General features: G+C 42.3%; 20 protein-coding genes. 11 read left to right on the forward strand and 9 right to left on the reverse strand.

The window, feature by feature from the left end; all coding sequences use genetic code 11:
• The first annotated feature begins 21 nt into the window (after window positions 1–21).
• The 5 genes from hutU to B151_RS0115675 all read left to right on the forward strand — a co-directional run bounded on the left by hutU (window position 22) and on the right by B151_RS0115675 (window position 6,555).
• Window positions 22–1,671: a urocanate hydratase gene (gene hutU / locus B151_RS0115655; protein ID WP_020404597.1), complete on the forward strand. Its 1,650-nt coding sequence runs from the start codon at window positions 22–24 to the stop codon at window positions 1,669–1,671.
• A gap of 57 nt (window positions 1,672–1,728) precedes the next feature.
• A complete protein-coding gene (gene hutI / locus B151_RS0115660; protein WP_020404598.1) occupies window positions 1,729–2,958 on the forward strand; it encodes an imidazolonepropionase in 1,230 nt (409 codons plus the stop codon).
• Window positions 2,940–3,926 (forward strand): formimidoylglutamase, encoded by a 987-nt coding sequence (locus B151_RS0115665; protein ID WP_020404599.1) that lies wholly within the window; start codon window positions 2,940–2,942, stop codon window positions 3,924–3,926. The genes hutI and B151_RS0115665 overlap by 19 nt, the downstream gene beginning before the upstream one ends.
• A gap of 135 nt (window positions 3,927–4,061) precedes the next feature.
• Window positions 4,062–6,134: a GNAT family N-acetyltransferase gene (locus B151_RS0115670; RefSeq protein ID WP_020404600.1), complete on the forward strand. Its 2,073-nt coding sequence runs from the start codon at window positions 4,062–4,064 to the stop codon at window positions 6,132–6,134.
• Window positions 6,127–6,555: an ASCH domain-containing protein gene (locus B151_RS0115675; protein ID WP_020404601.1), complete on the forward strand. Its 429-nt coding sequence runs from the start codon at window positions 6,127–6,129 to the stop codon at window positions 6,553–6,555. Before B151_RS0115670 ends, B151_RS0115675 begins: the two co-directional genes overlap by 8 nt.
• Window positions 6,556–6,604: 49 nt before the next feature.
• On the opposite strand, the gene pyrH is transcribed toward B151_RS0115675, so the two are convergent.
• The 5 genes from pyrH to rplM form a co-directional block, all read right to left on the reverse strand.
• On the reverse strand, window positions 6,605–7,324 hold the full coding sequence (gene pyrH, locus B151_RS0115680) for a UMP kinase (RefSeq protein ID WP_020404602.1): 720 nt from the start codon (window positions 7,322–7,324) through the stop codon (window positions 6,605–6,607).
• Window positions 7,325–7,398: 74 nt separating this feature from the next.
• The gene (gene tsf, locus B151_RS0115685) at window positions 7,399–8,232 is read right to left on the reverse strand and encodes a translation elongation factor Ts (protein ID WP_020404603.1); all 834 of its coding nucleotides are present in this window, start codon (window positions 8,230–8,232) and stop codon (window positions 7,399–7,401) included.
• Between the two features lie 34 nt (window positions 8,233–8,266).
• Window positions 8,267–9,142: a 30S ribosomal protein S2 gene (gene rpsB, locus B151_RS0115690; protein ID WP_020404604.1), complete on the reverse strand. Its 876-nt coding sequence runs from the start codon at window positions 9,140–9,142 to the stop codon at window positions 8,267–8,269.
• Window positions 9,143–9,331: 189 nt separating this feature from the next.
• A complete protein-coding gene (gene rpsI / locus B151_RS0115695; RefSeq protein WP_020404605.1) occupies window positions 9,332–9,718 on the reverse strand; it encodes a 30S ribosomal protein S9 in 387 nt (128 codons plus the stop codon).
• 18 nt (window positions 9,719–9,736) lie between these two features.
• Window positions 9,737–10,180 carry a 50S ribosomal protein L13 gene (rplM, locus tag B151_RS0115700; protein WP_020404606.1) on the reverse strand — a complete coding sequence of 148 codons (444 nt, stop codon included), beginning with the start codon at window positions 10,178–10,180 and terminating at the stop codon, window positions 9,737–9,739.
• A gap of 306 nt (window positions 10,181–10,486) precedes the next feature.
• Here rplM and B151_RS0115705 point away from each other — a divergent pair, with 306 nt between their 5' ends.
• The 6 genes from B151_RS0115705 (at window position 10,487) to B151_RS0115730 (ending at window position 19,444) form a co-directional block, all read left to right on the forward strand.
• Window positions 10,487–12,799, forward strand: coding sequence for a TonB-dependent receptor (locus B151_RS0115705; RefSeq protein ID WP_020404607.1), 2,313 nt, complete (start codon window positions 10,487–10,489; stop codon window positions 12,797–12,799).
• A 53-nt stretch (window positions 12,800–12,852) separates the two neighbouring features.
• A complete protein-coding gene (locus tag B151_RS0115710) occupies window positions 12,853–13,716 on the forward strand; it encodes a hypothetical protein (protein WP_020404608.1) in 864 nt (287 codons plus the stop codon).
• A gap of 5 nt (window positions 13,717–13,721) precedes the next feature.
• Window positions 13,722–14,597 (forward strand): DUF4249 family protein, encoded by an 876-nt coding sequence (locus tag B151_RS0115715; RefSeq protein ID WP_020404609.1) that lies wholly within the window; start codon window positions 13,722–13,724, stop codon window positions 14,595–14,597.
• 89 nt (window positions 14,598–14,686) lie between these two features.
• Complete coding sequence (locus tag B151_RS0115720) at window positions 14,687–15,226, forward strand: outer membrane beta-barrel protein (protein WP_169332229.1); 540 nt, start codon at window positions 14,687–14,689, stop codon at window positions 15,224–15,226.
• A 213-nt stretch (window positions 15,227–15,439) separates the two neighbouring features.
• Entirely contained in the window at window positions 15,440–18,145 is a 2,706-nt protein-coding gene (gene acnA / locus B151_RS0115725; RefSeq protein ID WP_020404611.1) for an aconitate hydratase AcnA, read from the forward strand.
• Window positions 18,146–18,316: 171 nt separating this feature from the next.
• Complete coding sequence (locus tag B151_RS0115730) at window positions 18,317–19,444, forward strand: histidine kinase dimerization/phosphoacceptor domain -containing protein (RefSeq protein ID WP_020404612.1); 1,128 nt, start codon at window positions 18,317–18,319, stop codon at window positions 19,442–19,444.
• Here B151_RS0115730 and B151_RS0115735 read toward each other — a convergent pair.
• From B151_RS0115735 to B151_RS0115750, 4 genes are all read right to left on the reverse strand, one after another.
• Entirely contained in the window at window positions 19,441–20,592 is a 1,152-nt protein-coding gene (locus tag B151_RS0115735; RefSeq protein WP_020404613.1) for an FAD-dependent oxidoreductase, read from the reverse strand. The genes B151_RS0115730 and B151_RS0115735 overlap by 4 nt on opposite strands.
• The gene (locus tag B151_RS0115740; protein ID WP_020404614.1) at window positions 20,579–21,274 is read right to left on the reverse strand and encodes a methyltransferase domain-containing protein; all 696 of its coding nucleotides are present in this window, start codon (window positions 21,272–21,274) and stop codon (window positions 20,579–20,581) included. Before B151_RS0115740 ends, B151_RS0115735 begins: the two co-directional genes overlap by 14 nt.
• A gap of 1 nt (window position 21,275) precedes the next feature.
• A complete protein-coding gene (locus B151_RS0115745; protein ID WP_020404615.1) occupies window positions 21,276–22,376 on the reverse strand; it encodes a type III polyketide synthase in 1,101 nt (366 codons plus the stop codon).
• A 105-nt stretch (window positions 22,377–22,481) separates the two neighbouring features.
• The gene (locus B151_RS0115750; RefSeq protein ID WP_020404616.1) at window positions 22,482–23,837 is read right to left on the reverse strand and encodes an MATE family efflux transporter; all 1,356 of its coding nucleotides are present in this window, start codon (window positions 23,835–23,837) and stop codon (window positions 22,482–22,484) included.
• Window positions 23,838–23,882 lie beyond the last annotated feature (45 nt).

Consider the following 23,882-nt stretch of genomic DNA (forward strand, 5'->3'; position numbering starts at 1 on the left):
CAGGAATAAAAAATTTGAATGATGGGAAGAACGATCAAAGCTCCAATGGGAACCAATCTTAATTGCAAAAGCTGGCAAACGGAAGCTCCATTCCGGATGATCCAGAATAACCTCGATCCGGATGTAGCCGAAAAGCCGGAAGAATTGGTGGTATACGGTGGAATTGGAAAAGCTGCACGAAACTGGGAAAGTTTTGACAAGATCCTGCAATCCCTGAAATCCATGAGTGAGGAAGAAACCTTGCTGGTTCAATCCGGAAAGCCGGTCGGGATTTTCAGAACACATAAAGATGCGCCGCGCGTTTTGATCGCCAACTCTAATCTCGTTCCCAAATGGGCGAACTGGGATCACTTCAACGAACTGGATAAAAAAGGACTAATGATGTACGGGCAAATGACCGCCGGTTCGTGGATCTATATTGGAAGTCAGGGTATTGTACAGGGGACCTATGAAACGTTTGTCTCGATGGCGAAGAAGCATTTTGGCGGAGATCTTTCCGGTAAATGGATCCTCACGGCAGGGCTTGGAGGAATGGGCGGAGCTCAACCTTTGGCGGCTAAAATGGCCGGCGCAAGTATGCTGGCGGTGGAATGCCGCGAATCCCGTATCGACTTTCGGTTGCGCACCGGGTACGTTGACAGAAAGGCAAAATCTTTGGATGAAGCTTTGGAGATCATACGGGAATCGGTTTCAGATAAAAAACCGGTGACCGTTGGGTTACACGGAAATGCTGCAGACATCTACCCAAAACTGCTGGAGCGAAATATGCTGCCGGATGCGGTTACTGATCAAACCAGCGCTCATGACCCTTTAAATGGATACTTGCCCCTTGGTATGAAAGTGGAAGAATGGGAGGCGATGCAGCAATCAGATCCTAAAGAAGTAGTTGCAAGAGCCAAAAAATCCATTGCGGTGCAGGTAGAAGCCATGCTCGCCTTTCAGGAAAAAGATCTGCCTGTGTTTGATTACGGAAACAACATCCGTCAGGAAGCTTTTGATGAAGGTGTGGAAAATGCTTTTGACATCCCCGGATTTGTACCGGAATATATTCGTCCGCTGTTTTGCAAAGGAATCGGCCCTTTTCGATGGGTAGCTCTTTCGGGAGATCCTGAAGATATTTACAAAACCGATCAAAAAGTGAAAGAACTTATTCCCGATGATCCACATCTTCATAATTGGTTAGATATGGCCAAAGAGCAAATTCACTTTCAGGGACTACCTTCCCGTATTTGTTGGGTGGGATTAGGTCAGCGCCACAAACTTGGGTTGGCCTTCAACGAAATGGTTCGAAACGGAGAACTGAAAGCCCCGGTCGTTATTGGGCGCGATCATTTGGATTCCGGTTCAGTAGCCAGTCCCAACCGCGAGACCGAAGGCATGAAAGATGGATCCGATGCCGTATCAGACTGGCCGATTCTAAATGCTCTATTAAATACGGCTTCCGGCGCTACCTGGGTTTCCTTTCATCACGGAGGAGGAGTAGGCATGGGGTTCTCCCAACATGCAGGTCTTGTGATCGTCTGTGATGGAAGTGAAGATGCCGATCGCAGATTGGAACGCGTACTTTGGAACGATCCTGCCACCGGCGTTATGCGTCATGCCGATGCGGGATATGAGGCGGCCATTGAGTGTGCAAAAGAACATCAGTTGAAATTGCCTTTTTTGTCCTAAATAAGATACAGAAAGACTGATTTTATATCTGAGACCACAACTTAAACCCAATTATATATGTCTGATCTGCTGATCCAAAACATATCCCAAATAGCAACTCCCAAACCTGGGGTGTTTCGCGGTTCAGAACTCCGCAGTTTGAATATTTATGAAAATGCCGCCATATATATTTCTGATGGAATAATTAAGGCGGTTGGCTCCATCGCAGAAGTAATGGAAGAAGTTGAGGGGCATCCAATAATTTTAGATGCAGAAGAAAAAGCGGCTGTTCCCGGATTTGTGGACTCCCATTCTCATTTGGTATTTGGAGGAAATCGGGCTGATGAGTTTGCTATGCGATCGGCGGGAATGAGTTATGAGGAGATTGCAGAACAGGGTGGAGGTATTGTCTCTACGGTAGAAGCAACACGAGATGCATCTAAAGAAGAATTGAAGAATCTGGCAAGAATTCGCCTCCAAAAAGCGCTGAAACAGGGTATCACCACCATGGAAATTAAAAGCGGCTACGGATTGGATCTGGAAACAGAGCGCAAGATGCTGGAAGTGGTGAATGAACTAAAAAAGGAACAGCCTATCGAGCTAACGGCGACATTTCTGGGAGCACATGCGGTTCCTAAAGAATCTTCAAAAGAGAAATATCTGGAAGATGTATTAGCGATGATCCCCGAAATCGCTGAATTGGCTGATTATTGCGATGCATTTTGTGAAAAAGGGTATTTTACGGTTGAGGAAACCCGACAAGTGCTCACGAGAGGAATCGAATATGGACTCAAGCCCAAACTTCACACCAACCAATTCTATGATATTGGCGGAGTGGAAATGGCCATCGAGCTTAGGGCTGTTTCCGTTGATCACCTGGAAGTGTTAAATGATGAGGATGTGCAGCGGTTGGCGCGTTCTGAAACGGTCGCTACGGTGCTTCCCGGCGTTTCCTACTTTCTGAACATTCCCTATTCGCCGGCCAGAAAATTATTGGATGCCGGTGCGCTGGTTGCATTGGCTACAGATTTTAACCCAGGATCTTCAATGACCATCTCCATGCAGTTGCTGATGAGTATGGCCTGTACCAAAATGGGAATGTCGGTGGAGGAAGCACTTTGCTGTGCTACCCAAAATGGTGCAAATGCTTTGGAAAAATCAAAGTTAGGAGCCATCGCCTCGGGATTTCAAGCCGATATTCTGCTTTTGGATACGGAAAATTATAGAGACTTAGCGTATTTCTTTGGGGAAAATCACGTGCACACCGTCATCAAAAAAGGAGAGAAGGTATGGGAATCGAGAGGGTAAAAAAATATCTGCAGTCCGTTCCGAATTCATTTAAAAAACTAAGCTCTCATGATCGAAATGATCATTGGCTGGTGCAGGAAATATTATCTAAAGATCGGGATTACACCCGGGCAACGCATGTGTTGATCGGATGTCCACAGCATGAAGGCGTTCAACGAAATAATGGACGAAGTGGAGCGGCTGAGGCTCCCAATAAGATCCGTGAACAGCTCTACAAGCTGCAAGTTGAGCCAAGTTCTTCGATCAAGTTGTTTGATGCCGGTAATATTCTTACCGATTATTATGAAGGTTCAAATGAGTTGACCCTAAGTGAGATTGAAGGCGAAAAAGATGCGTTGGATCGTATCCACAATAGTTTGACCAAAACCGTTTCAGAGTTTTTGAAGGATGGGAAAAAGGTGATCGTATTAGGCGGAGGAAACGATATTTCCTGTGCGGATATCCGGGCGCTGGCTAAAACAGAACGGAGTATCTCAGCTGTTAACATAGACGCCCACCTGGATATGCGAAATGCTGAAAAGATGACCAGCGGAACTCCATACCGAAAGGCCATTGAAGAGGGCTATTTGTCTCCCAATCACTTTTATGAATTTGGAATCAGAAGAGAAAGTAATGCAACACATTATCTTGAATCTGCGGAGGCTTTGGGTGTACACATTCATTTTCTGCCGGACCTGATCTCTACTGGGGTGGTATCTTCTTTTCAGCAAATACTGGATGATATTGATGACCGCTCATTTTTCCTGGGATTGGATATGGATTCCATTCAGGCATCAGATGCACCCGGAGTGAGTGCATCTTCGCCGATTGGATTGTCAGGTAGAGAAGTGATGCAATGTCTCCATCATGCCAAACAAAAAGAGAATTTACGGTTGTTTGAGATCACCGAAGTGAATCCAAGATATGATGTGGATAACCGCACGGTGAAGTTGGCAGCACAGTTGATCTATCAATTTTTGGTTGCCTAAATAATTATATAAGTACCAAAAGGTTTATTCTTTGTAAAGATCTTGCAGAGATAAAGTAAGTATTAAATTTAATAAACAGTTGATTTTTCAAATAGAAAGGTATAAATATCTAAAAACATAGCTAAGTTAATTGTTTTGCAGATAAGAAGAATAAAAAGGAATGACCCTTTACTTGACAAGGTCATTTCATTAGGGGACAGAAATAGAAAAACTCTCGGGCACTTCCCTGAAGGGGCATTTAAAGACCATGCCAGAAAAAGGTTGATACTGGTGGCTGAAGAAGAGAATAAACTTCATGGATATATTCTTTATAGAATAGTTCAGAGCAAGCAAAGAATAAGTATTACTCATCTTTGTATTGATGATAAATTTAGAGGGAAGGGTATTGCTTATCAGCTTTTATCAAAATTATGTAGCATATACAAACATAGGCTCAGAGGTATATCGTTAAGTTGCCGTGAAGATTATAAAAAAGCATCTAAGCTTTGGGAGTCTTTCGGTTTTAAAGCAGTAAGAAGAAAACCTGGTCGGGGTAAGAAGGAAACCTATCTAAATGTGTGGTGGTATGACTTTGGAAATCCTGATTTATTTACAGTAAGTGAGACTAAAAACGATAAGCTAAAAGTTGTTTTAGATGCGAATATTCTTATCAAGTTAAGAGAAATAAATGATGAGAGTGATCAGGAAATTAGGTCATTAGATGCTGATTGGATTAATGAGGAATGTGAGTTTTATTATGCACCTGAGTTATATAATGAAATTAAAAGAGATACTGATAAAGAACGAGCGGAGAGAACAAGAAAGTTTTTAAGACAAAATTTTACAGAAATTAGATGTAAACCTGATTTTGCAAAGAAAATAGAAAATGAGTTGCAAGATTTACTTCATGGACATTCAGCTAATGATATATCTGATAGGAAACAATTAGCTGAATGTATAGAATCAAATTCAAAATACTTTGTAACCACAGATGAGGGTATTTTAGATAAGAACGAAAAGATCTATCAAAAGTATGGGGTTAATGTTTATCGACCCATCGATTTAATTTTAAGGATAGATAGTATAAAAAATGCTGTTGATTATACATCGTTTAGATTAGAAGGGGCAAATTATGATTTTAGCAAGGTTAAACATGAACAAATTGGTGTTATAGTAGATACTTTTCTAAAAAAAGATTACTCGGAGAAGAAAAGTAATTTTAAATCGGTCTTGTTAAGCTTAGCTGCTGATACAAAATATTCAGAAGTGAAAGTGGTAGAAGATAAGAAAGAAGGATTTATTGGAATAATTGGTTTAAGAAACAAAAATAATAGTCTTGAGATCCCTCTGTTAAGAGTAGTAAATACAAAAGTATCGGAACCTTTATTCCACCAACTAGTGATGGATATTATCAAAAGGTCAAAGGTTGAGGAAAAAAATAAAATTCTAGTTTTAGAACCCTATTTTACTGAATTGGAAAGTTCAATTTTATATCAATATGGATTCTCTCATGCCGAGGGGATTTATAAGAAAGTTTCACTGAATGGTCTTTACAGTTTAAATGATTTGCTCAGTATGGAAATTGTTAATCAATCATTTAATGTAAATTTATTGCAAAGAAAATTTTCTAAGAAATCTGAGAGTATTAATTTGAAGATAGAGTTTGAAAAAAAATTGTGGCCAGTAAAAATTTCAGATTTTGAAATCCCAACTTATATAGTTCCTATAAAACCAGTTTGGGCGAAAGATTTATTCGACTATAGGCTTGCTAATGAGACAATTTTTGGATCACAGGCATCATTAATTTGGTCAAATGAAAATGTCTATTACCGAAGTGTAAAACCAGTTTCAGAGAAGAGCCCTGGCAGAATTCTCTGGTATCTAAGTAAAGGGAAAAGTCGTTATAGTAGTAGAAATAAGGGTATAGTAGCTACATCATATTTGGATGAAGTAAGAATTGATTTACCAAAGATATTGTTTAGAGAGTTCAAACATTATGGTGTTTATAAGTGGAATTCAATTTATAAACTAGCTTCTGAAGATTTGGAAAATGAACTAAAGGCTTTAAAATTTAGCTTTACAGAAGTATTTGATGACATAATAAAACTAGAGGAAGTGAATGAAATTTTAATTAAAAATGGACGCCCCAGAAATACTTTCGCCTCTCCTTTGGAGGTATCAAGCAAAATTTTTAATGAAATTTATTCTAAAGGAATAGGAAATGAATAACTTTCTTTTTATTTCAGTTAAACCAGATTATTCTCACAAAATTTTTAGTGGCGAAAAAAAAATCGAGTTACGTAAAAGCTCACCAAATGTTAACGAAGGAGATGTTGTAGTCATTTATAGTACCAATCCTGATAAGCTAATTATTGGTTATTGTAAAGTTGTAGAGGTAATAAAAACTACACCTGAATTAATGTGGCAAGAGCATGCCACTGTCTTAGGAATAGAAAAAAAAGACTTTGACGAGTATTATGATTCTGTAGATCTTGCAGTCGGTATTAAGCTGGGATCAGTTTCAAAATTAAAAGAGGCTATTTCCTTGAAATCGATCAAAGAGGTTTATCCTTCTTTCCATCCTCCACAGACATTTAAATATTTTTCAAGACAAAAAGTACTAACTGTTTATTCAAAGATTGCCTTTTAAAATAATTTGAAGAAGATCCCTCTAGCTTCTAAAAGTGTTAGTAAAAGAATCATTCCCAAACCACCGTTGTTCCCACATCTTCACCATCTACTACGATTTTCTTCAAATTGCCTTTTTTGTTCATATTAAAGACAATGATCGGAGTTTTATTTTCTCTGCAGAGAGTGAAGGCTGTTAGATCCATGACGGATAAGCGTCGTTTCAAGACTTCATCTCCGGTGATTTGGTCAAATTTCTTAGCATCGCCATTTTTCTCAGGGTCAGAATCGTATATCCCATCTACGCGGGTGCCTTTCAGGATCACATCGGCTTCTATTTCAATGGCTCTGAGCGAACCTGCCGTATCAGTCGTGAAGTAAGGATTACCGGTCCCGGCACCGAAGATCACCACACGTCCTTTTTCAAGATGCCGAATAGCTCTTCTTCTGATATAAGGCTCAGCAATGGCTTCCATACGGATAGCGCTCATCAGGCGGGTTTGAACATTAATCTGTTCGAGCGCATCCTGCAGCGCCATACTGTTGATCATGGTGGCGAGCATTCCCATGTAATCGCCCTGAACACGATCCATGCCCTGCGTTGCACCTTTTACGCCGCGGAAGATATTGCCACCTCCGATCACAACAGAAACCTGAACACCGGCTTCTTGAATAGATTGGATCTCTTTGGCGTACGCGCTGAGAATATCAGCATCAATTCCGTGTCCCTGTTCACCTAAAAGAGCTTCGCCGCTGAGCTTAAGAAGTACTCTGTTGTATTTATTTCCCACGTTATCCTCGAATTAGAAATTAGTAGACAAAAAAAAGGCTGCCAAAACTGACAGCCTTAAAGTAAAAAAAATTATTAAGCGTTTTCTCCGAGTTGGAGTCGATGGAATGATTTCACCAGTGGTGCATCATTCTGCTTCAGGTAATCCTGAACGGAAACGCTGTTGTCTTTCACGAACTTTTGCTCGAGAAGGACGCGCTCTTCATAAAACCGGCGAAGTTTACCTTTTGCAGCTTGCTCGGCAATGTGCTCAGGTTTGCCTTCATTCAGCAATTGCTCTTTGGCAATCTCCAGTTCTTTTTCAACGAGAGTAGCGTCAACGCCATCACGGGTAACGGCGAGGGGCTTCATAGCGGCAACTTGCATAGCTACATCTTTACCGATGTTGTCGTCGGTAAGGTCACCATCAAATTCTGCAAGAACACCCAACTGATTGCCGGGGTGAATATAATCCACAAGAGTTCCATCGGTAGTCATCAAAACTACATTATTGATCTCGATCTTTTCTCCGATCTTACCAACCATCTCTTCGAGGTGTTTTTCGATGGTGAGTCCTTCAACTTCAACTTTTAGCAGTTCGTCCACATTGTCGATATCATTATCGAAAGCAGCGTTTAGAAAGAGTTCGGCATCATCCTGAAATTCTTCATTACGAGCCACAAAATCTGTTTCGCAATTGATCTCAAGCAGGGCAGCTTTCTTCTTATCATCGCTGATACGGCTCAGAATTAATCCCTGATTAGCCTCACGATCTGATCGTTTTTCAGATACTTGCTGTCCTTTTTTACGCAGGAGTTCAACGGCTTGGTCAAAGTCACCGTCTGCTTCGGCAAGGGCTTTTTTACAATCCATCATGCCCGCGCCGGTCATGTCTCGAAGTTTTTTTACGTCAGCAGCAGAAATGCTCATTGTTTTGAATAGTTTTTATGAGGTTGAAATTAGTTTATTCTTCTTCGTCGTTGCTGTCATCGTCAGCAGAATTATCTGCATCATCAGCATTGCCGGAGTCATCTTTCTTACTCTTGCGGCGTGAACGAAGTTTAGTGCTGCGTGCAGCGTCTTTTACGTCGATATCTTCATCTTTGGATTCTGCAGCCGCTTGCTCCATTACGTCTTCTTCTTGCTGAGCCTCACGTTCTGCATTTCCTTCGATAATGGCATCAGCTACTTGTGTGGTAACCAATTGAATGGTACGTGCTGAATCGTCATTACAAGGAACAATATAATCAGGAACATCCGGGTCACTATTGGTATCCACCATTGCGATGATCGGGATGTGAAGCTTAATAGCTTCTTTAACAGCAAGGTGCTCTTTGTTGATATCCACAACAAAAATTGCACCCGGCAGGCGGCCCATGTTTTTGATACCGCCCAAAGCAGCATCCAGCTTATCTTGCTCACGCTGAAGCATTAAACCTTCTTTCTTGGTGAGTTCATCAAAAGTACCGTCATGTTTCATCTTCTCGATTTCTTCCATCCGGGCAATGCTCTTGCGTACGGTACTGAAGTTGGTCAACATTCCACCCATCCAACGCTGAGTAATGAACGGCATTCCACAACGGAGAGCTTCAGTTTTAATGATCTCGGTAGATTGCTTTTTGGTTCCTACAAACAAAATGGTTTTACCGGCACGAGCTAATTTCTGAACTTCGTCGAGGGCTTCCTGAAGGTAAGTTTGAGATTTTTTGAGGTCAATGATGTGAATCCCGTTGCGCTCCATGAAGATGAAGTCTTTCATTTTAGGATTCCATCGTCGGGTCAAGTGACCGAAATGCGCGCCTGACTTAAGCAGGTCTTGTATAGATGCAGCTTTTGGCATGATATTAAATATGTGTGTTTAGGTTAATCCTCTATGCGGGTCTGCCTCAGGCGTTAATTCCGGCTGTTTTACCGAAACACCAAACGCTGAGTCACCACATATGTGTGATTTTATATACTTTGGCTATTAATTATCGGAAGTATGATTATTCGTGATTGAATAATCATTTCCAAATAACAAATACCGAAATTATCGTTTAGAGAACTGGAATTTCTTACGGGCTTTAGGCTGTCCGTATTTCTTACGCTCAACCATTCTGTCGTCTCGGGTAAGAAGTCCGTGGCCTTTCAGGATGCTGTGCAGTTCTTCGTTCTCTCCGTCCAAAGCACGTGCAAGCGCATGAGAAATAGCGCCGGCCTGACCAGTACTTCCACCACCACGAACGGTGATCTTGATATCGTACTTGCCTTCAGTTTCAGTAACAGTCATTGGAAACAAAGCAATGTTACGACGTGCTTTTACTGGGAAATATTCTTCAATTGGTTTGTGGTTGACGAGAATTTCACCATTACCCGGCTTGATGTACAAACGGGCAGTAGCTGTTTTTCGTCGTCCTATGTAATTCGCTTGTGCCATTATTTAAATTTGGATGGTTTAAAGCTCAAAAAGTTCAGGTTCTTGTGCAGTATGCGGATGAACGGGGCCTGCATAAACTCTCAGGTTTCCTGTAAGCTTGCGGCCAAGTTTATTTTTAGGAAGCATTCCTTTCACGGCAATAGTAACCAGTGAGGTAGGATCTTTTTCCATCATTTCAGCCGCAGTAGTGAATTTCTCTCCACCGGGGTAAAAAGTATGACGGAAATAAGTCTTATCCGTCATTTTTTTACCGGACAATTTCACTTTTTCTGCATTGATAACAATCACATTGTCACCGGTATCCATGTGTGGAGTGAAAGTTGGCTTATGCTTGCCTCTCAAAATTTTTGCAATCTCGCTACTCAGGCGACCCAAAGGCTGATCTTCCGCATCGAAGAGCACCCATTTTTTTTCAATATCTTTGGGTTTGGCTGAGTATGTCTTAAAACTTAATGTGTCCACGATTATACTCGTTTTATTTTGTCATTTTGGAAAGTCGAACAAGATAGAGTTTATTCTTGTAGATATCAATAAGAAGCCTTAGAAAAAAACGAATCTCTTTGTAAAGATTGTACTGCAATTACTGTAAGCAGTGTAGGATGTGTAATTGAAGAATATGAAAGAAAGCTAAATCTTAGATTTTCAGCTTTTAAATAATAACAATCTATACCTTTTAATGACACCAAAATTAAAAACATTGTTTCTGTAATAACAAATAGATACTATTACATGGTTGAACGGTCGGAATCTTATCAATACTGAAATTCAATGAATTCAAAAAAAGGTATTAGCAGGGTTGTAAAATTTTTTTTGATTTTCGCATGCGGGCTTATTTCTCATCATGCTTTAGCTCAATACACCATAGAAGGGTTGGTATCTGATTCGCAAACAAGTCAGCCTCTTGAATTAGCAAATATGGTATTGCTAACTATGGATGAACAGATTTACAAAGGCACAACTACAGATATCAACGGCTTGTACCAAATAAGTGGAATTGAAAGTGGACGGTACATATTAAAAGCAAGTTACGTTGGTTACCAGCTTTATACGGATACCCTGACTTTTGAAGGCACAAATTTTAATCGGAGAAAAAGTATCAGAATGACGGCTTCTGATGAAGCGCAGGGGGAGGTAACGGTTACACACTCGGGAAGGACGGCAGATCTCGATGCCGGGCAGCGCAAGATATCGAGGATAGAACTAGAGCGGGTTCCAACACCTGGAGCCAGTGGTGATATTGCCTCTTATCTCCAGACTTTGCCCGGCGTGGTTTCAACCGGAGATCGAGGTGGGCAGTTATTTGTACGTGGCGGCACTCCCTCAGAAAACATGGTTCTGGTAGACGGACAACTTATTTATCAACCGTTTCATATTATAGGTTTTTTCTCTGCGTTTCCGCAGGAATTGGTTGCAAATGCAGATTTTTATGCCGGGGGGTATAGTTCTCGATATATCGGTAGAACCTCATCTGTTCTGGATGTAAAATTGCGGCATGGAAATAAATATGAGTATGCTGGTTCAGCTTCAATAAGTCCCTTTGTCTCGGAATTGTATATGGAAGGGCCGATCATTGAAGGGAAAACATCGGCGGTGGTGTCGGCCAGGCAATCATTAATAGAAGGAGCCAGTGCACTTTATCCAATGGAAGATCAACCCCTCAAATTTGACAGTCAGTTTTTAAAGGTGAGCTACAACAATAATCAGGGCGGTACCTGTTCGATGCTGTTCATGAGAACCTATGACAGAGGAAAAATGGATTTTGAGCAGGGGGACTCATTTAGCTGGAATAATTTTGTAACGGGTGCAAGGTGTTCCGGTTTGTCGGATGGAGAAATATCGCTATTTGATGTGAATGTCGGATTTTCACATGTATCAAACCTTGCGGGGCAGAACCTGAATTCTGATCAGGATGGTTTTTTGCCGGGTCCTGATACAGAATCTGATAACAAACGAACCTCCAAATCATCCCTGTTCAATTTAGATATCAACCTTACGCAGTTTCTTAAGGATGTTCGGTTTGATTATGGTTTCTTCCTCAAAGTAAATGCCATGAGTTATGATATCAGGGAGCTCTTTGTTAGCAACAATGAAGACTCTCAAACACAGTATAGCCTGGGAAGCTATTTAGAAGCGAACATACCTATTGGAAATACCATTAATTTTTATCCGGGCACGGCTTTTTCCGTTTCAAAAAGCTATAAGCCAAGTATCGAACCCAGGGCGCGTTTTTCATGGCAACCCCGTGGTAAAGATAATGAAGAACTGAATGCAGCATTTGGAGTTTATCGCCAACCGCTTACCGGAATTACCGATAACCGTGATGCCGGTTCGGCTTTCACAGCCTGGGTGCCGGTTCCCAGGGATGCAAAACAGATGGAATCTATACATGCATTGCTTGGATGGAGGCAGCCTCTTGGGGAGCATTTTAATGTTTCGGTGGAAGGGTACCACAAATGGATCAGTAACAAACCGGTGGCAGTTTGGGGAACAGTTGCTCAATTTACCACAGAGATCGCCAATGCCGATGGGATTTCTTATGGTGGAGATATTAATATTGATTATTACGGAAGATATTTATTTCTATCGATCGGATATGGATACGCTCTGACCGAGTATGAAACCCAGCAGGAGCTATTTGAAGCCTGGTACGGAACATCCTCCCAAAAATATAATCCTGCACACGATCGACGTCATAAGATAAATGCCCAGGCAAGCCTTGATATTCAGAAATACCGATTCAACATAAGCTGGCAGCTTGGTTCTGGTTTGCCTTATACTCGTCCGCTTGGGTTCGATGATCTGATACGATTTGAAGACCATCTGCCAAATATCAAAAATGTGCCGGGAGTGCCACGAATAATTTTAGATAAACCTTATGATGGCCGGCTTCCAATTTATCACCGTCTCGATTTTTCACTGGAGCGGTCGTTTAATGTACAGTCTTCCGAGGTTGAGATGAAAGTGGGAGCCATCAATACCTATAATCAGGAGAATATTTTTTACTATGATGTATATACTCAGCGACAGATCAATCAGCTCCCTTTCTACCCTTATGCATCTTTAAAGCTTTCTATTGATTAATGAGATATTCAGTTCGAATAAAAACTCTTTTGTACGGTTCGATTCTGGCAGGTATGTCGATTCTGATTCAAAGCTGCGAGCAGCCTTTTGAGCCCTTGGTTGAAAATGACCGGTATCACTTCACGATTCATGGAGTGCTGGATGCCTCTGCTGATACGCAATGGGTTCGGGTTATGCCGGTACGTGACTCTATTTTTACCTCCCCAAAGCCTCTTGGGGCCGATGTTAGTATAACCCGTTTAAGTACCGGTGAAAAAATCACACTTGAAGATTCACTTTTTGAGCTTCGGCAGGGTTATTATGCCTGGAATTATTGGACCGACGAAGATATTCTGCCCGATGAGGATTATTTGTTTGCTGCTGTTAACCAAGAGGGAGACTCGAGTACCGTACATATTCAGGTGCCTCCTGAATTTCCTCCTCCAATCGTAATTTATGGAGGAAATAGCCCAATAGGCCAAATTTTTATTGAAGGGATTGAAAATATAGCAGTGGTAGACATTATCTTTTATTTCCATGTATTTTCAAATGGGACAAGCAGTCCACTTATAAAGCAAGGTTATTCCCAACTTGATGACATCAGAGAGAGCGCAGATGGTACTCAAGTGGTTTATGCATATCCGGGAGAAGGGAAAAGAAGAATTGGAGAGCAATATCGGGGAGGAGATATGACTGTGGTTCATGAAAAGCAGGAACTCCTGATTGTGTCAGGAGGTCCCGGTTGGCCCGATACTGAAGGGTTGAGTGAGCCGGAACGCTTTTTGCCGGGTGCCATTTCGAATGTTAGAAACGGATTGGGTGTTTTACCCGGTGCCGTAAGTATGGTGCTGCCATTTAAAGGCTGCTTTGATGAAGAAGGTGAAAGGGTCCCCTGTGAGCCCTTGAAGTCAAAACCATTATTAGATTTAGATAAATAGATGAAATGGAAGGTTCGGCAAAAGCAAAGATAAATTATACACTGCTTGCTGCAATTTTAACAGCCTTGGTAGGGTGCGAGCAAACGTTTGAACCTATCAAAGAGAATAATTTATACAATTACACCATGTACGCTGTTCTCGATCTTTCCGCAGATACCCAATGGGTAAGAGTTATGCCGGTTCGAAATACCATCCTCAAAGATTCTGTTCCCAATAACGCTACTGTTAAACTAACTCGGTTAAGTACAAGTGAAACTGTGGTGCTGGAGGACTCTTTATTCAAACTTTCGCAAGACAGTTATGTATGGAATTTTTGGACCGATTCCCCTCTTTTTGGCAATGAAAAATACCTGTTGGAGGCTATTTCTCCTGAGGGAAATATTACTTCAGCTACAGCTATGGTACCTCCTGAATTTCCGCAGCCGGATATTTACTACAGAGAAAACACTTCGGATTGCTACATTCAGATCAATGAATTGGCCGAAAATATACCTGTGGTTGAAATAGAGTATACGTTTAGAATACAGAGAGACGTTTTATCGGGATTGTATTCTTTTCCAATATCACATACGGGAGATCTGGAACCCGGTATTAGGGGAAAGCAGGTGGTTGTTTCGAATGATGTTCAAAGAATAGCTTCAGAATTCGGGGCAGACATTAACCAACTCAGGGATTTAAGCGGAACATTAACGGTGGTTTCTGCAGATACGAACTGGTATGAAATGGACAGGTTAGATACAGATCTTCCCGGTACTGCATCAAATGTGCAAAATGGACTTGGACTTGTAACCGGAATAGTCAGCAAGACTCAACCCTGGAAACCGAATGTACCTGATCAGCAACAATTTTTATTTTGCCCTCCGGACTACGCTGACCAATAAATACCTATTTCAGGGGATATATATTAATGCCCGTTCCCCTCATATTTGAATCTCAAACTATCATTGTATTCAAAATTATGAGGATTAAAATGAAAAAAATATGCATGATCCTGGTAACTGTTCTGCTAATTTCGGTAACAGCTTTTGCCCAGGATTCAAACGAAGTAACACCTACCTTTCGGGGGTCCGGAGCTTTGGATATTAATGTGGGCTTAGGGCTTGGAACAACCCTAACCGGATCGGGGATTCCTATCAATGCATCCGTTGGCTATGGGATCAACGAGAATATAAGTGTGGGAGGTTATCTTGGATTCGCACAAACCAAAGAAGACTTCAACTTTGGTACCGGCTCCGGAACCTGGACTTATACGAATTTTATCATCGGGGCCAGAGGAGCTTACCATTATCCACTGGTAGACAACTTTGATACGTACGGCGGACTGATGCTTGGGTATAACATCGCAACTGCAAATTGGGATGGCCCGGGTAACCCGAATGCATCTGCAGGAGGCTTAAGTTACTCGGCTTTTGTAGGCAGCCGGTATCATTTTACCGAAAAGCTGGGTGGATTTGCTGAGCTTGGTTATGGTATTGCGTACCTGCAATTCGGTCTGACGGTTAGGATGTAGCTTTCTAATTCATCAAGGCAGCTTTAAATCGTAGTACCTTTGAAAAGCCCATTATATGATTATGTAATGGGCTTATTTTATGCTCATAACAGGACGAATATAAGCCGGGGATAACGCAAAACAATGTTATTGATAGATAGTAAGTAAAGACAATGCCTAAAAAAAATCGTACCTTCCGACCCGGAATAAGTAAATCCAAACATTGATTAAATCATGAGCGATAAACTGAAGCAAACCAGAGTTGAATTTGAAACCGGTTCGGGTAAAGCCTTTCTTCACAGCTTGCCTAAATTGAAAGAACTGGGTTACGATAATATTGATAAACTGCCTTTCTCGGTAAAGATCTTATTGGAGGCCGTCCTCAGAGAATTTGACGGCTATGCAGTCACAGAGAAAGATGTGGAGGCATTGGCAAACTATGATGCCAAAAACCCACAGGGAGAAATTCCTTTTAAACCGTCGCGTGTGGTACTTCAGGATTTTACGGGAGTTCCGGCGGTTGTAGATCTCGCGGCACTGCGTTCTGCTATGAAGCGGATGGGTGGTAAAGCCACCGATATTAACCCACAAGTACCTGTGGATCTGGTGATTGACCATTCCGTACAGGTGGATATGTTCGGTCAGGATTATGCGCTCATGTATAATGTAGAAAAAGAAATGGAGCGTAACCGCGAACGTTACGAATTCCTGAAATGGGGTAAAGAAGCCTTTGATAATTTCCGTGTAGTTCCTCCGGGACGTGGTATTGTTCACCAGGTGAACCTTGAATATCTGGGACGCGGAGTTTTCACCCGGAAAGAAGAAGACGGAACCACGACTGCTTATCCTGATACGTTAGTAGGAACCGATTCTCACACCACTATGATCAACGGACTTGGAATTCTTGGTTGGGGTGTTGGCGGTATTGAAGCGGAAGCAGCCATGCTTGGACAACCAATATCTATGTTGGTTCCTGAAGTGGTTGGTATGAAATTGACCGGTAAACTGCGGGAAGGTATCACCGCGACCGACCTTACTTTGACGGTAACACAAATGCTGCGTCAGCATGGAGTAGTAGGTAAATTTGTAGAATTTTATGGGGATGGACTCAGCAATATGAGTCTCCCTGATCGCGCAACCATCGCGAATATGTCTCCGGAATATGGAGCTACCATGGGCTTTTTCCCAATTGATGAAGAGTCCCTGCGATATATGAGAAGAACCGGACGTTCTGAAGAATTGGTGAAATTAGTAGAAGCCTATACTAAAGCTCAGGGCTTATTCAGAACGGATGATACCCCGGATCCGGAATTCTCTTCAACACTTGAGTTGGATCTGAGTACGGTGGAAACTTCACTAGCCGGACCCAAACTGCCTCATGATCGCATCAAGCTAAATAATATGAAGCAGGCTTTTGAGCAGTCACTAACCAGTGATAACCCAACGATGGGCTTCAACCTGACGCAGGAAAAACTGGCTAATAAAGGCTTGTACAAGAACGGTCAGGAAATCGAGATGAAACATGGTGATGTAGTAATAGCGGCTATCACGTCTTGTACCAACACCTCTAACCCAAGTGTAATGTTAGGTGCCGGAATTGTAGCCAAGAAAGCCTACGAAAAAGGACTCAAAGTGCCGGCGTATGTGAAAACTTCTCTCGCACCGGGTTCCCGGGTAGTGACCGAATACCTGAAAGAAGCAGGGCTTACCGAATACATGGACAAACTTGGATTCAACCTGGTGGGTTATGGTTGTACAACATGTATCGGAAATTCCGGTCCGCTGCCTGAACCGGTTGAAAAAGCAATCAAAGAAGGTGATCTGATCGCTGCGGGTGTACTTTCCGGAAACCGTAACTTTGAAGGACGAATTCACCCATGGGTGAAAGCAAATTACCTGGCATCACCTCCATTGGTGGTAGCTTATGCTTTGGCCGGAAGCGTAGATATCGATCTTGCAACTGAGCCGCTTGGCAAAGACAAAGATGGCAATGATGTGTATCTGAAAGACATTTGGCCAACTACCGAGGAAATTGCTGAGCACCTGGATGCGGCTATTCGTCCTGAGCTGTTCGACAAGATGTACAGTGATATCTTCGAATCGCCAACTTGGGAAGAAATTCCGGTATCAGGCGGCGACTTGTTTAACTGGAGTGAGGAATCAACATACATTCAGGAACCTCCATTCTTTATGGGGATGAGTGAAGAACCTCAGCCAATCAAACCTATCAAAGGCGCAAGAGCATTGGTTAAAGTGGGCGATTCTATTACTACAGATCACATTTCTCCAGCCGGTAACATCGCAGAAGATTCACCTGCAGGTAAATACCTGAAAGAGCATGGCGTAGAGAAAGCGGATTTCAATTCGTACGGTTCACGCCGAGGTAACGACCGCGTGATGACGCGTGGAACTTTTGCCAATGTACGATTCAAGAATCAATTGGCTCCCGGAAAAGAAGGCGGATATACAACCTATCACCCAACTGGAGAAGTAACTACGATCTACGATGCTTCGCTGAAATACAAAGAGTCAGGAACTCCTCTGGTTGCGTTGGCCGGAACGCAATATGGAACAGGTTCATCCCGAGACTGGGCTGCTAAGGGAACTAATTTGTTAGGAGTGAAATGTGTGATCGCTACTTCTTACGAGCGTATCCACCGTTCAAACCTGATCCAAATGGGTGTACTGCCCCTGCAGTTCAAAGACGGTGATACGGCCGACAGCCTTGGACTTGATGGAACCGAAACCTTCGACATCCATGTGGATGACAACGTGAAGGCACAGGATGAGATCAAAGTCACTGCGACGAAAGCAGACGGAGAAGTGATCGAATTTATGACCGATTGCCGTATTGATACTCCTGTTGAGGTAGATTATTACCGAAACGGAGGAATTCTTCATACGGTACTGCTTGACTATCTCAAAAAGAGTAAGTCATAGTAAGTAAGCAACTGATTATCTAAAATCTAAAAAGCACAGTTAAGGCTGTGCTTTTTTTTATGTGGTTGATTTTCGGATCAGAAGGGAATTTGTTTATATTCAGGTTCTGTAAAATACTTTCGGGAGTTTTATATCAAAGAAAAAAATAAAAATAAGACCAATACCTCCTCTGTGGAAGAAAGGGAAGAGTTGCTTCTGCATGTGATCGAGGGGATCAACCGAACACTTGAGTTGAAACATGTTCTGAAAAAGTGCATGGAAGCAACAAAGGTTGTGATGCAATCAGAAGCAAGTTCACTCATGTTGCTTGATGAAATCACGGGTGATTTGAACATTAGCATTCCTACCGGTCCTGTAAAGGATGAAGTTAAAGGAATGACTATTCCCAAAAATAAGGGAATAGGAGGATGGGTTATTTCTTACAATCAGCCATTTATTTCAAATGATGTAGTTGAAAGTGATATTTTCTGGAAAGACCTTTCCACCGGTTTTACCACCAGAAATATCATTTGTGTGCCACTCAGAAATTCAAAAGGAGAGGCCTTTGGCGTGATGCAAGCCATTAATAAAAAAGAGGGAAAACCTTTTGTAAATGAAGATGTGCCTGTTTTCGAGGCCTTTGCAATTCATGTGGCTACAGCTATTGAACGGTCAAAGAAATATGATGAGCTTGAGAATAAACTTCATGACCGGAATACCCAACTATCTGAAATTCATCATCGCTTAAAAAATAACTTAGCTATTATAAGTGCACTGATCGAGTTTGACCTTGAAGAAGTGCAGGATGAAAGATCAAAGGAGGTTCTTTCGGCAACCAGTTCCAGAATTCGTTCGGTAGCTGATGCCCATGCCCTGCTTTATGATAAACCTGACCAGTCTAAAATGGATTTGTCAGAGTATTTGTTATCTATTGCTCACAATGTCGAAAATATCTTCAGCTCACCCGATAAAGACATTATTCTCAGCACAAGGTTTGAACCGGTTATGCTTAACAGCAGCCGCAGTATGGTATGCGGATTGATCTTGAATGAGCTGCTCATCAATGCATATAAACATGCCTTTGTTAAGAAAGACTCAGGAGACATAATCATAAGCCTGAAAAGAACCGGTAAAGACAAGATTGTCATGATTGTAACGGATGACGGTATCGGCTTTAAGGATGACAGCCTGAAATACAGAAGCGGAAAGCCGAATGGACAATTTATAATAAATGCGCTGGTTGAAAAGCTGGATGGCGACATTACCTATACTCAAAATCCGGAGATCGGTTCTACTTGCTTAATTTCCTTTCCTGCTTAAAAGCCAAAACTGTCCAGATCTCTCATCGTAAATAGACGGGCTACTTTCTTTTTTAAAGGAGTACGCAGCAGAAATTTAAGGAATAGGTTTTTAAAAGCCGGAATTTTTGAAGCTCTGCCCAACATCATATTCATCTCTGCCCTGCGAGCTACTTTAGCCACAATTTTTTTGTGATTTTTACTGTACGCATCCGGTGCTTCAGAAGGAGTCTCCTCCGACAATATTTTCGATAATTTCCAGGCACCCAGCCAACCCAGGTTCATTCCTTGTCCGCCAATAGGACTTACCACATGCGCGGCATCACCGGCCAGTAATATCCTCCCTTTAGCAAAAACTTCAGCCGTAAAGTGCTGCACTCCAAAACTACTGAGCATAGTATTTTTCGCCATCGAAATATCGTAACCAATCCTGGTTTTGATGGCTGATGAAAGCAATTCTTTGTTGGGTTCTTTTATATAATGATCTGTTTTTACCACCCATCGACGCATTCCGTTTGGCAGAGGAAAACACTCTATCAAACCGGCTCTTGGCAGGAACACAGCCGCATCCTGGCCGAAATTGGTGGTGTCCTCAAAATCGCCCATGATGTAGGTATCCGGGTATCGCTTCCCGGAATAGTGAATGGAAGCCTCTCTTCTTACCTGGCTGTTTTTGCCGTCGCATCCCACAAGATAGCCGCAGCGGATTTGCTGAGTATCTCCCGTTTGATGATAGTTTACAAGCACATGCTGATCTTTTTCCTCAAACCCTTGAAAGTCTGCCTTCTGAATAAGAGCATCGGAATCCAGCTTGTGCAATTCTTTTCGTAAAATAGATTCTGTAGTAAACTGTGGGCATGCCAAAATATAGTTATGCGGTTGAGGACAGTTCTCAAAGGAGATCTCTCCCAGCTTTTTATTTTCTGTAAACGCAATTCCCTTCCTGATTTTTAAACCTGCTTTCAAAAAGGGTAGGGTGATTCCAAGCTCATCAAAAAGTTCCAGCGAAACCGGGTGAATTCCCAAAGATCGCGAATCCGGCACCGGGTCTTTTCTCCGTTCTAAAACGCGGCATTTTACTCCTTTTTTAATCAGGCTAATAGCCAGGAAAAGCCCGACGGGTCCCCCGCCTACAATCACAACCGGTATTTCGGGTTTAGCTTCTGCCATATTTCAGTAATAATCGAAATGGAAAAACTTTTTTCACCTTCCATTCTTTTGGAACAGTTTTTTCAAGCTCGGATTTTGTATAGCTGCGTTGTATGGAAATCAATCCATCAGCCACAATGAAAGACTTTCGGAACAGCATTCTCGCAAAGGTTGTAAACAGGGCATAACCAATATCACTGCGCTCAATATCATTGAAGATCACTTTTTGATCAGCCAGTGATTTAGTTTCCTCCAAAAACTTCTGCATCTGGTTTTCAGGAAGGTGGTGCAGCACATGATTAGAAATAACAAAACCGAAAGAGACCGAATCGGAGACAAGATCGGACGAAGCGCAATGCCTGAAAGTAACCCGTGGGTGTGAATACAGCTTTTGGGCAAAATTATAAGCTCTTTTATCCGTATCGATAGCCGTAATTATTAGATTAATTCCATCCTTTTCGGCCCATTCTGCAAGTCTTATCGGAACATCCCCGCCACCGAAACCAATGTCGAGGAGGGTGTAGGTAATGCCTTCCTGCATCATTGGAAGAAGTTCATTTTTATAAATTCTTTTCCACTGTGAAAGAAGCAGGTTAATGGTAGCAAACTGGCGATAGGTGTTCTCAAGCAGAACCGGATCACAATCTTCCCGATCCATGAATTCGATCAAATCCGGCTGTCTTTTCGATAGAAAAATAGGCATTTCAGGATGGATGATACATAGTGAATAATCCGCTTTCAATGGTTAGTCCGGGCCCGAAAGCCATTCCAATAATATTTTTCCCGGAAGGCAGGTCTGCACGAAGTAATTCATCCATAACAAACAAAACCGTGGCACTGCTCATATTTCCATAGTTAGCTAATACCTTTCTGGAAGCGTCAATTTGTTCCGGATGAAGTTCCAGGGTCTCCTCCACTTTATCGAGTATAGAACGGCCACCGGGGTGAATTGCCCAGCGGTCAATATCTTTGGTTTGCAATCCATACTGCTCATAAAGAGGTTGAATAACGGAATTCAGATTTTCACGTATGATGTCTGGGACGTAAGTAGAAAGAATCATCTCAAATCCGTTGTCTCCAATAGTCCAGGCCATATCTTTTTCACCATTAGGTGCCAATGAAGATGCAAATTGCTTGATCTGGAAAGCCGTCTTTTTCGGTTCTTTTGAAGAAATAAGGAGGCCGGAAGCTCCATCTGCAAAAACGGAACCGGATAAAAGATTATCTACTTCATTATTGAACTGGAAGTGGATTGTACACAGTTCGGCACAAACTAAAAGAACGGTCGCGTTCGGATCAGCTTTACAAAAAGACTCCGCCATTTTTAAGGCAGGAAATGCCGCATAACATCCCATAAAACCCACATGAAAGCGCTGAGTTGTTGGTTTTAACTGAAGCGCTTTTACGATCTCAAAATCAGGCCCCGGAGCAAAGAAACCCGTACAAGAAACGGTGATTACATGGGTGATATCATCGGAAGAGATTGAAGAATTGTCAGCCAATAATTTTCTGCCAACATCCACAAAAAGCTTTTTAGCTTCCCGCTCATAGATCTTGTTTCGAGCCGAGGTTCCCGGATCATTTTTTACCTGGCCATTGAAAAATAACTCGCCCTTTTCGTTTGGCGTGAAGTCTTCAATTACCGAATGCCGTCTCTCTATTCCGGATTGATTGTAGATACGATGAATGATGGCCTGAGATTTCCGGTCAGAACCCAGAAATTTTTTCATAACGTCCCGTATATGCCGTTGATCAGAGGAATAGGGAGGGACTGAAGTGGCAATATCGTGAATGAAAACACCCATGTGACAGAATAACAATTTGTATTTGTTATCCCAACCTTTTGCAAGTGAAGTTCATTCGCTTTCGCATTTCCTGGAAAACGGAAATGCATAAATGAATAGATCAGATTAATAATCCAGCCCTGATGCTGCTTTGGTAAGTTTGTTGAAACGATAGTTATGAAGAAAGGCTGCTACCGTCAATCCGCAGATCAGTCCAATCCAAAGTCCTTCAGGCCCGTATCCCAGGTGAATTCCCAATATATACCCGGTTGGAAACCCAACCACCCAATAGGAGATGAAATTGACAACCATGGGAACTCTTGTGTCTTTTAACCCTCGAAGTGCTCCAAAACCGCCAACTTGCAGTCCGTCAGAGATCTGAAAAACGGCCGCCATGAACAGTAAAGAAACAGCGACAAAGGTTACTTCAGGATCACTGGTGTAAATTCCGATGATGAACTCCGGAAACAGGAACAACAGGATAGCGGTGAAGGTCATCACGCCGGCACAAATCACTATACCCACAAAGCCGCGAAACCTAGCCTTTTCAAGAGATCCCTGTCCAATGGAAAAACCGACTCTCTGGGAAATTGCCAGGGAAAGTCCAAAGGGGATCATGAACATAGTAGCGGCCACATTAATGGCGATTTGATGAGCTGCCGCTGCCTTTACACTAAGGGTGCCCATCAACAAACTGACAGAAGCAAAAAGCAGTACTTCCATAGACGAACTGACCCCATTGGGAACACCCACTTTGATCAATTCTCCGATGTATTCCCATTCCGGTTTTTTTAGCGGGGCAAATATATGGAACCGCTTGAAAGGTTGGAAGAAAGCCAGGAATGTGACAAATGTTATAGCCGCAAATAAACTCACAATAGCTGTGGCATAACCGGTGCCAACTGCGCCAAGTTTTGGGAATCCGAGTTTGCCGTACATCAGCACATAGTTCGCTCCGATATTAACAATCAGTGCACCTGTTGCCACAAACATGGCCGGTTTGGTTACAGAAAGTCCTTCGCTGAAATAACGGGCTCCGGCATATACAAGCAAAGGGAGTATACCCCAGGAAATGGCTTTTAAGTATCCATCTGCTATAGGAATGATCTCAGGAGTTACCTCCATCCATACCATTACCAGGTCAAGATTCCGCAAGAGGAAGAAAGCAGGAATGGCCAGCATCAGGATCAGCCAAAAAAGCTGTCGGGCGCTTTTACCGATCTCGTCAAATTTACGGGCTCCAAGGAATTGTGAAACGACCGGGTTGATGGCGATCATGGTAGCCATACAAAAAATCCCCACCGGCATATATATCGCATTTCCGATAGCTACGGCCGCCAGGTCTAAGGCAGAGAGATTTCCGGCCATCACTGTATCAGTGAAGTTGAGGCCCATACTAATAAGCTGTGTGGCGATGATAGGGCTGCCGATAGCCAGTAATTTCCGGCTTTCTTCTTGTATTTCTTGCTTGGGATATTTCATAGGAATTTGGAGCCGTCAAAGGTACGGACTTATATGCAAGAAATG

It is taken from the genome of Gracilimonas tropica DSM 19535 (assembly GCF_000375425.1).
Classification (GTDB): Bacteria; Bacteroidota; Rhodothermia; order Balneolales; family Balneolaceae; genus Gracilimonas; species Gracilimonas tropica.

What these genes read in the sequence shown, in the direction of transcription:
- B151_RS0115675 (WP_020404601.1), top strand. Translation starts at nt 6,127, where the DNA reads ATGAATAACTTTCTTTTTATTTCAGTTAAACCAGATTATTCTCACAAA.
- tsf (WP_020404603.1), bottom strand. Translation starts at nt 8,232, where the DNA reads ATGAGCATTTCTGCTGCTGACGTAAAAAAACTTCGAGACATGACCGGC.
- B151_RS0115710 (WP_020404608.1), top strand. Translation starts at nt 12,853, where the DNA reads ATGTCGATTCTGATTCAAAGCTGCGAGCAGCCTTTTGAGCCCTTGGTT.
- acnA (WP_020404611.1), top strand. Translation starts at nt 15,440, where the DNA reads ATGAGCGATAAACTGAAGCAAACCAGAGTTGAATTTGAAACCGGTTCG.
- B151_RS0115745 (WP_020404615.1), bottom strand. Translation starts at nt 22,376, where the DNA reads ATGGGTGTTTTCATTCACGATATTGCCACTTCAGTCCCTCCCTATTCC.
- B151_RS0115665 (WP_020404599.1), top strand. Translation starts at nt 2,940, where the DNA reads ATGGGAATCGAGAGGGTAAAAAAATATCTGCAGTCCGTTCCGAATTCA.
- B151_RS0115750 (WP_020404616.1), bottom strand. Translation starts at nt 23,837, where the DNA reads ATGAAATATCCCAAGCAAGAAATACAAGAAGAAAGCCGGAAATTACTG.
- B151_RS0115720 (WP_169332229.1), top strand. Translation starts at nt 14,687, where the DNA reads ATGAAAAAAATATGCATGATCCTGGTAACTGTTCTGCTAATTTCGGTA.
- B151_RS0115740 (WP_020404614.1), bottom strand. Translation starts at nt 21,274, where the DNA reads ATGCCTATTTTTCTATCGAAAAGACAGCCGGATTTGATCGAATTCATG.
- hutI (WP_020404598.1), top strand. Translation starts at nt 1,729, where the DNA reads ATGTCTGATCTGCTGATCCAAAACATATCCCAAATAGCAACTCCCAAA.
- B151_RS0115735 (WP_020404613.1), bottom strand. Translation starts at nt 20,592, where the DNA reads ATGGCAGAAGCTAAACCCGAAATACCGGTTGTGATTGTAGGCGGGGGA.
- hutU (WP_020404597.1), top strand. Translation starts at nt 22, where the DNA reads ATGGGAAGAACGATCAAAGCTCCAATGGGAACCAATCTTAATTGCAAA.
- rpsB (WP_020404604.1), bottom strand. Translation starts at nt 9,142, where the DNA reads ATGCCAAAAGCTGCATCTATACAAGACCTGCTTAAGTCAGGCGCGCAT.
- B151_RS0115715 (WP_020404609.1), top strand. Translation starts at nt 13,722, where the DNA reads ATGGAAGGTTCGGCAAAAGCAAAGATAAATTATACACTGCTTGCTGCA.
- rpsI (WP_020404605.1), bottom strand. Translation starts at nt 9,718, where the DNA reads ATGGCACAAGCGAATTACATAGGACGACGAAAAACAGCTACTGCCCGT.
- B151_RS0115705 (WP_020404607.1), top strand. Translation starts at nt 10,487, where the DNA reads ATGAATTCAAAAAAAGGTATTAGCAGGGTTGTAAAATTTTTTTTGATT.